The sequence below is a fragment of the Flavobacterium pygoscelis genome, from assembly GCF_023162025.1.
Taxonomy (GTDB): domain Bacteria; phylum Bacteroidota; class Bacteroidia; order Flavobacteriales; family Flavobacteriaceae; genus Flavobacterium; species Flavobacterium pygoscelis.
On record NZ_JALNUB010000020.1, the window covers coordinates 1 to 8,406 of the forward strand.

Here is an 8,406-nt window from a genome sequence, read left to right on the forward strand (position 1 = left end):
TGATGGAAAGTTTTAGGTCGAAACCAATTTTTTTGTACTCAATTTTTGGACAGTGTCCATTTTTTGTGGGTTCCATAGTTTGCTAAAAGTGTTTAATTTTTAGTCAACCTATTTCAGGATTTGTCATGCTGTACAATGACGCACAACGTCTTGGCGCTTGACGTGGTTGCGGATTTTCTAGCAGAGTATATTCTACCGAACCGAAGATATGAATAAAAACGTTAATTCCACTAAACCCGCAATCATGGCAAACGGCTGTTAGCGGTAGTGCTTATTTTTCGTTATTTCTTCGGTTAAATCTTTAATTTCAGAGCTACTTTTTTCGCCCAAAACATTTGCTAATTCCCAAAAATCAATTTTTTCTTTTAAATGATATTCAATCAAAATTGTTCTGATTTTTTGAATATCATCAGAGTTTATTAATTCAAATTTAGCTACTTTAGTTTCCTTTGATTTTAAAAATAGTATTACAGAATTATTAGTTCCATTTGAAAGTGCTGGTCCAATATTCCCTTTAGAAGAATTAATTAGTTTACCAATATAATCATCGTTATTAATTTTGATTTTAATAATTTCAGTTAGTGAATATGATTTTTCGTTTATAGTTATTTCTTCTTTACTAAAAATTAAATCTCCTTCTAAAGTTCCTTGTAAAGATTCAGCGAGAGTTGAATTTCGAATTTTTATAATAACCCCTATAATTAGTGTCGCAATTGCAAGCCAATAAGAAATTTTTTCTACGGGTTTAAATATATTTTGAAATATGTATCCTAATCCCAAAAGAGTAAATAATGTACAATAATATATTTTATTGGCACTCCAATAAAACTTTCCGTTTTTTTTATAAATAGCAAATTTATTCATCATTTTCGATTTCAGCTGGCGCATTACCGCTAACGTCTTGGCGCTTGCCGAGGTTGGGGACTTATGAAACCGAGTATTTTCGGCTAAAAGTAAATGTAGTAAAAAAACGCTAATTCCACTAAATCCCCAATCTTGGCAAACGGCTGTTAGTGGCTGTGCTTTTATTTACAGTTATTTTTTCTAAATTTATTTTTCACACATTCCACAAATACTTTTTTGTAATATTGATTTTTATTTGATTTAGGTTAAAGTGTAATTTTTACGTGCTTTTTGCTTATCATTCTTTCCTCAATTTCACATTTACATATTTCAGAAATTATAACTTCCTCTGCGGATTTATCTCTTTGTGAATAAACACAAATTGATAAAAAATATACAGGATAATAATTTTATTTTCTAAATGTATTTAGTTATTAATTAAAAGACTTTAAAAAAAAGTAACAATAATAAAATAATATGACACCCATATTGCTACAAAAAATAGCCCAAAATATAAATTGTTTAAATTTTTCATTAAGTCTTTTTTAATAAAAAGTCGATACAAAATCCAACCTATGAAAACAATTGTTAAACCTATTGCTACCCATCCCATATATTAATTATTTTTATGATTAATTTTTAATTTAGTCTAATTTCTCTCATTTTTTTTCGCATTGCCACTAACGTCTTGCCGCTTGGCGTGGTTGGGGATTAAAGATGCGAGATTTTTCCATTAAATATAAATTTCCCAAGTACAAAACTATTTTTAAATTAAGCCTAAAACCCCAATCTAGCCAAACGGCTGTTAACTGTTGTGTTTTTTTTATTAATATTTAGTCAAAGTTTTTTTTGAATCAATAAGTTTTTTTAATTTCAATAATGAACTTTTAATGTTTTCAGATTTAGTTTTGTTTGACAATAAAACTATCTTTTCTTGTAAATTATCATAATTAGAATTAGGATAAAGATTTACAAGGTCAGTAAAATATTGATCAATTCCTTCAGCGATTAAATCTAAACCAATATTTGAATATGATTTCTCATTATTAATTTCGTTCAAATAAAACATATAATTTCCAATAAGCGTGTTTACATTTGAATTTACAGTTTCTGAAACGTTGCTCGCATTTGGATCATCTGATTTTTGTTTAATTTCATCATTACCAAGTTTGAAATAACGAAGTTGTAAAGCCAAACCAAAATTAAATACTTCTATTCTTTCTTTTTCGTAAACATAAATATCTTTTCTGTCAATTTGAGAATAGATTTCAGTCATATCTTGCCAAATTTTGAAAAATTTTTCTCCGATTTCGTTCTTATGCTTTAAACCAAGTTCATTGTCATCTAAAACAACTTTAAAGTTTTCTTGATCAGTTAGCTTTTCTACAATAATTTTTGTTTCAGGATCGTCAAAAGTTGGAAGTTTTTCGTCAGGTTTTGTTCCAAATCGTAATTCTCTAACTACATTATCATAATCATCAGTATCCCAATATTTTTTGTCTGTTGGAAATTTGTTTTCAGTTTTGCAACTTGTCGCAAAAAACAATATTGATAAAATAATTAGTAAATTCTTAGTTTTCATTTATATATAGTTTTGGGTTTTTAAATTTAGAGTGTAAATATAGCAAACTGTCTATTTCTTTTTCGTATTTTTTTTGTTCACTTTCAACGTAACTATGAAAAGTATCATAATCGTATTTTATTTGATAATTATTCTCTTCATTTTCTATTTCTCTAATTAAATCTTTGATTTTTTCTTTATGTGGTTTTATTAATTTTGAGATTTTATTTTTTGCGATTCTAACATATAGTTCAGTTATTCTAAAATGGTACATTTCGTGTCTTAATAAATCTTTACTAAAAGTTTTTTTATTGTAAACAAAAGAACTTGAAGGATGAAAAAAAGATTCGATTTTTATTGAATCTTTTTCAAATTCGTAATCTATTGTAGTTTTTACGTAAGCAAAATGTTCATTTCCATATAATGATTTTTGAAAAAAATCTAATCCTCGAAAATCTGCAAAATTTATTTGATTTATTTTATCAAACTTGATTGGTTTTTCATAATCCAAAAAATTCACACGACTTAAAGTGAAAAAAATTACTGCAATTATAAATAATAGTAAAAAAACTCTCTTTAATATTTTCTTCTTCATTCAGTTCTCTTTTTTCTGCGGATTTTTGGCAACATAACAGTTAACGTCTTGGCGCTACAAGATGTTTGGGATTAAAGATGCGAGTTTTTTCCATTATGCACAAATTTTCCAAGTACAAAACCATTTTTAAATTCAGCCTAAAACCCAAATATTTTGTAACGGCTGTTGTGCGTTCGTTTTTCTTTTTAGAATATGTATCCAATTCTAAGGTGAAGATTTAGTGCAGTTTCACTTTCGTTTTCTAAATAACCTGCTTGTTTAGCGAAAATATAGCGATAACCAATTCCGATTCCTGTTTCATAGTTAAAGTGTTTTCCAATATTTCTTCTAATTCCCCAAGTTGGAATAATAGAAATATCGCTTATTATATTTATATTTTCATAATTTGAAATAACAAACCAATCAGGATGATAACTTGTTTTAAGAGAAATGAAGTTACCACTATTTCCATCTATTCTTCTCGATTTACTTTCTCTTTTATTCAAGTTATAATACCATTTCGGTTCTAAAGTTATAACAGGTGTCATTAGAAAACCTGTTTTGTCATAAAAATCTCCACCCCAAAGACCACTGTCAAATCCAATTTCACTTCTTAGAACAATTTGATTTGTTAATTTAGCTTCATTATGTCCCCAAACTCCAAACAATCCTGTTTGAATTCCAAATACAGATTTTTCTACACTTGCATTTTGTGATTTCGCAGTTAAAGTTAAACTGATAAAAGCTAAAGTCAGAACTATTTTGTTCATAGATATTATTTTAAAATTTTAGTTTTCGATTCTTTTTCGTTTCCGCCAAAATGACGCACAACGTTTCGTGGCTTTGCGAGGTTGGGGACTTTTAAAACCGAGTATTTTCGTCTTAACGTAAATGTAGTAAAAAAACGCTAATTCCACTAAATCCCCAATCACGCCAAACGGCTGTTAGCTGTCGTTTATATTTCTTCTTTTTCAGCTTGCTCATATGGTGATTCTATTCCTGTTCGCTTGAAAAAGTCATTACCCGAAATTTGTCCATCTAAAAACCAAATTATATTTTGGGCAATTAAGGTTTCTTGACTATAAGGTTCATTTCCTAAATATAATAATATATCTAAAAAATCCCAATTATCAATTTTTCTTCTTTTTGTTTTTAAATCGGCAATATCTATTTTTGAGATAGAATATTCTTTAAGTTTATCGATTTGTTTATCTTGATATGCAATAACTATGGAATAAATTTCTAATAGTTTTCCGTCTATCTTCTTTGAAAACATTTCTTTATGTTCTTCTATAATTTTTTCATAGTCTTCTCTTTGACGGTTTAATAAAAGTACTTCAGATAGGTTATAAATAATTACATTATTTGTAGAATCTTTTTCAAGTAATTTTGAATATATTGAAACAGAATCTTTATAGTTTCTCATTCTGGCATTTATTGAAGCTTTTTGATTTAACAAAAAAGTATCCTCATTCGAAAGTTCTAATGCTACGTTACAAAATTCTAATGCTGAAAAATATTCTTTTTCTTTAATAAGGCTTGATATTTTTTCTTTTAATTCTAATACTTTAATTTTTTTGTTTTGTTCTTCATTTGTCTGTAGAATTTCTCTTAACTCATTATCGTACTTTTCTTTACTAGTATCAAACTCTTTAAATTTTGTAGCTATTTCATTTTGTAGATTCTTTAAATTGGTTAATTCTGACATATATTCTCTTTTAATAGAATTTATATCTCTGATTCCTACAAAACCTAAAATTCCAAAAATCCCAAGTATAAAAGTGATTATTAAACTTATATTGTTAAAATTATTTTCATAAGTTTCTTTTAATAAATCCTTTTCTAATTTATAATTAAGTTCATCACGTCTTACCTCTTTTAATTGGTCTTCTAAAATTTCAAACTTTTGTTCTATTCTTTTCAAGTTAATACTATCACTTTGTTGTTTTCCAAAGGATATATTATTAAATAATAAGATTAGAATTATTAAAAAGAAGTTTTTCATATTTTCGATTTTTTTTTAAATGACAGCTAACGTTTCGTGGCTTTGCGAGGTTGCGAACTTCGTAACCGAGAATTTTCGGCTAAGATAAAATTTCTTGCGAAAGATATATGTGAATTTAGCACAATTTTCGCAATCTTGCAAAACCACTGTTAGCATTTCGTAGTTTATTCATCATTCATGTTTTTCATTGTGTTAGAATATGTTGTTCCATATACATTAAAGAATTCAACAACACAATCATAAGCTTTTACTAAATTTAAAATACTTAAAAACACAACTATGTAGTTTGATATTTGTTTAAAAGAAAGTAAACCAAAAAAATAATATTCAACTTTTTGAAAGATTGAAATTATATAAACCAATATTAAACTAACAATCAGATTTTTAATTAGTCTTTTGTATCTATTCTTGAATGAGTTAAATGATTTTATTTTTTTTAAGAAGTTATTAAAATTGGTATTAGAGAAATAATGAGTAACTACAACCATATTAAAACCAAAAAGTATTGAAAGTGTATTAATACTTGTTGAAAATAAATCATTTGGTATGATTGAACATTTAATATCTATGAAAGCGAATAGAATTGATGTAATAAATCCAACAATTATACTTCTATATTTTGTCCAAATAAGTTTGAAGTTATTTTTCATTATTTACAATTGATTAGTTAAGAGTTCATACACTTCTTTGTAATCAAATATATTCCCTTCGCCATTTTTAGTTAACTTAATTGGTATTTTTTGAATAATTGATTTTCTGTTAAATTGAAATAAGTTTTCTTCGTTACTTCCTTTAAATGTAATTTCACCAATATTAAATTCTTCAACCAACTTTTTGTACATTTTAACCACTTTCTTTGTACTAGAACTCAAATTGTAGTTTATGTCTAACTTAAAATCTTCAGCTTCTGATAAATCAATAATTTGATTATCAAGGTTAAGTAAGTCTTTTGCAAACAGATTTTTTTGTTGTAGTGATTGTGGTTTAATTGTTATTCCAGTCAATTTTGAAATTTTTGATTCAAATTCTTCTATATCTACTAAACGATGAAATATTTTGAATTCTAGTTCAAGTATCGCTGCGATTATTCCGTTTGTTTTATTTGCGCTTTCTAAGCTTGAAAATATGTGTTTTTCTTTAATATCAATTAATATAAAAATTTGCTCTTTTAATTGTTCAAGACCACTTACAACTCCTGTTTTTGTTTCTTTTTTTTGCTCATCTGACCAATCGTCAGGATAGTTATGACCATAAAGTTTTTGATGAAGAAAAAAATAATTTTTATTCATTATTGTTTGAATATATTCAGAATCGTCAAATCTTATCGATGCGAAGTCGATTTCTTTCTCATATTCAAATGCATAAAAATTCATAAATGTTTGTCTTTAGTTACGGTTTTTTTACTATGAATGCTAACGTCTTGGCGCTTGGCAAGGTTGCGAACTTCGTAACCGAGTTCTTTCGGCTAAGATAGAATATCTTGCGAAAGAAAAATATGAATTAACCACTAAATTCGCAATCTCGCCAAACGGCTGTTATGCGTTCGGCAGTATATGTTCTATGTTTGTCTATTCCAATTTATTCCAGTTGGCTTTTCCAAATTTAATTATTTTATTCAGTTTTAAACATCTATTTTGATCTTAAAAATCTAAAAAAAAATCCCGAAAATTTTACTATTCAAGTTTCTAATTTGCATTTCAATATTCTGCCAATTTTATCAAGTTTCTGCTTTCCACAACCTTAATCAGATTCCAATATTCAAGTTTCCACATTATATTAACTTAATCAGATTCAATTTTCAGGTTTCTGCTTTCCACAAAGTTGATCAAGTTTCATTTTCCACTTTTAAAAAGCTAAAAAATTCGATAAAAAATTTCGGTTTCAAAGTTTTGCATTTCAGTTTTCAAGCTTTAATTTCTTCTTTTTCTGTGCGATCCAACCTGCTGACGCATAACGTCTTGGCGCTTGGCGTGGTTGGGGAGTAAAGATGCGAGATTTTTCCATTAAGCACAAATTTTTCAAGTACAAAACCATCTTTAAACTATGCCTAAAACCCCAATCTCGCCAAACGGCTGTTATGTGAGGTTCCTTATAGTCTGCTTTTCAAATCCATCATTCCGTGAAGAATTCTTTCGACTTCTATTTCACTCTTTGATATAACTGAGTAGAAAATAATGTGTTCGCCTGATTTAAAACCCAATATTCCTTTAGTTATTATATCATAATTTCTCCCAAGCTCTGGATTATTTGCCAAATCGTCACAAGTTGCTAAAAGCAAATTATAATACTTTTCAGCTTGCATTTCAGACCAAGTTTCAATTGTATAATCCCAAATATCAGATAAATCATTAACTGCTTTATTAGTTAAATAATATTTAGCCATTTTAACTTTTTCTTGCTTTTAAAACCTCAAGATAATTTTTAGCATCAAAATTTACTGCACGACCACTTTCAATCCCATCATTAATTGCTTTTCTTAAAGCAATTATCTTATTTTCTTCATCTTCCAAAAGACGAAGCCCTGCTCTGACAACTTCACTTGCGTTATTGAATCTTCCATCATTAACACTATGTTCAATAAAACTTTCGAAATGATTACCAAGCGATACAGAAGTATTTCGTCCCATAATTAAATTTTTTAGCTAAGTTACCAAAAAATGGTAACTTTCCAAATTTTCGCGATTTTTTTTTGGAATCTCACATAACGTTTCGCGGCTTTGCTAGGTTGCGAACTTCGTAACCGAGTTCTTTCGGCTAAGATAAAATATCTTGCGAAAGATAAACATGATTTAACCACATATTTCGCAATCTTGCAAAACCGCTGTTGTGCGTTCGTTTTTATTTTTTTACAGTTTTTTACAAACTATTTTGTAATTATTAAATTCAACCTCAATGTTTTTCCGAATTACATTTAGGTTTTCTTCTTTTATATTTTTTTCGATAATTTCTATTCCAATTATATGGTCGCTTAAACACCAACTTTTCACTTGTAATATTTCCCTTGGATTGTCAGAAACTAAATAAATTGTTTCACTAAATTCAGTTCCATAATTCATAAGTCCAACTTCACTCAAAGCCTTTTGAATTTTTATTTTTAAGTTTCTTTCAAAAGGTAATTTTACGTTTTCTACTTCGGTTTTTTCAATTTTTTGAATTGTGAACTTTGTATTTTTTGTAGCATTTTTTACGCTTTCTTCGAATTCTTTTGTCCAAGTATAATTTCTGTCATAAGTCATAAACTTATAAAACCCAAATAAGGAAATTAAAATTGTAAAAAAGATTATTAAAATTTTCTTCATTAACGTTTTTTTTCTGCGTTCCACCAAAATGACGCACAACGTCTTGGCGCTTGACGTGGTTGCGGATTTTCTTGCAGAGTATATTCAACCGAAACGAATATATGCATAAAAACGTTAATTCCAC

The 8,406-nt window shown here is 27.7% G+C and carries 10 protein-coding genes; all 10 read right to left on the reverse strand.

Translation table 11 applies throughout. The annotated features are described in order from the left end of the window. Positions 1–258: 258 nt before the first annotated feature. Entirely contained in the window at positions 259–867 is a 609-nt protein-coding gene (locus tag MW871_RS15825) for a hypothetical protein (RefSeq protein WP_248429360.1), read from the reverse strand. Between the two features lie 802 nt (positions 868–1,669). Next, on the reverse strand, positions 1,670–2,425 hold the full coding sequence (locus MW871_RS15830) for a hypothetical protein (protein WP_248429362.1): 756 nt from the start codon (positions 2,423–2,425) through the stop codon (positions 1,670–1,672). Next, positions 2,415–2,999, reverse strand: coding sequence for a DUF922 domain-containing protein (locus MW871_RS15835; RefSeq protein WP_248429363.1), 585 nt, complete (start codon positions 2,997–2,999; stop codon positions 2,415–2,417). The genes MW871_RS15830 and MW871_RS15835 overlap by 11 nt, the downstream gene beginning before the upstream one ends. 185 nt (positions 3,000–3,184) lie before the next feature. Further along, the gene (locus tag MW871_RS15840) at positions 3,185–3,748 is read right to left on the reverse strand and encodes a hypothetical protein (protein ID WP_248429364.1); all 564 of its coding nucleotides are present in this window, start codon (positions 3,746–3,748) and stop codon (positions 3,185–3,187) included. 185 nt (positions 3,749–3,933) lie between these two features. Beyond that, the gene (locus tag MW871_RS15845) at positions 3,934–4,983 is read right to left on the reverse strand and encodes a tetratricopeptide repeat protein (protein ID WP_248429366.1); all 1,050 of its coding nucleotides are present in this window, start codon (positions 4,981–4,983) and stop codon (positions 3,934–3,936) included. Between the two features lie 164 nt (positions 4,984–5,147). Next, positions 5,148–5,633: a hypothetical protein gene (locus MW871_RS15850; protein WP_248429367.1), complete on the reverse strand. Its 486-nt coding sequence runs from the start codon at positions 5,631–5,633 to the stop codon at positions 5,148–5,150. A gap of 3 nt (positions 5,634–5,636) precedes the next feature. Next, on the reverse strand, positions 5,637–6,356 hold the full coding sequence (locus MW871_RS15855) for a hypothetical protein (RefSeq protein ID WP_248429368.1): 720 nt from the start codon (positions 6,354–6,356) through the stop codon (positions 5,637–5,639). A gap of 716 nt (positions 6,357–7,072) precedes the next feature. After that, entirely contained in the window at positions 7,073–7,366 is a 294-nt protein-coding gene (locus MW871_RS15860) for a type II toxin-antitoxin system RelE/ParE family toxin (RefSeq protein ID WP_248429370.1), read from the reverse strand. Between the two features lies 1 nt (position 7,367). Then, positions 7,368–7,610, reverse strand: a complete 243-nt coding sequence (locus MW871_RS15865; protein ID WP_248429371.1) for a type II toxin-antitoxin system ParD family antitoxin — start codon at positions 7,608–7,610, stop codon at positions 7,368–7,370. Positions 7,611–7,829: 219 nt separating this feature from the next. Then, positions 7,830–8,282 (reverse strand): hypothetical protein, encoded by a 453-nt coding sequence (locus MW871_RS15870; RefSeq protein ID WP_248429279.1) that lies wholly within the window; start codon positions 8,280–8,282, stop codon positions 7,830–7,832. Positions 8,283–8,406 lie beyond the last annotated feature (124 nt).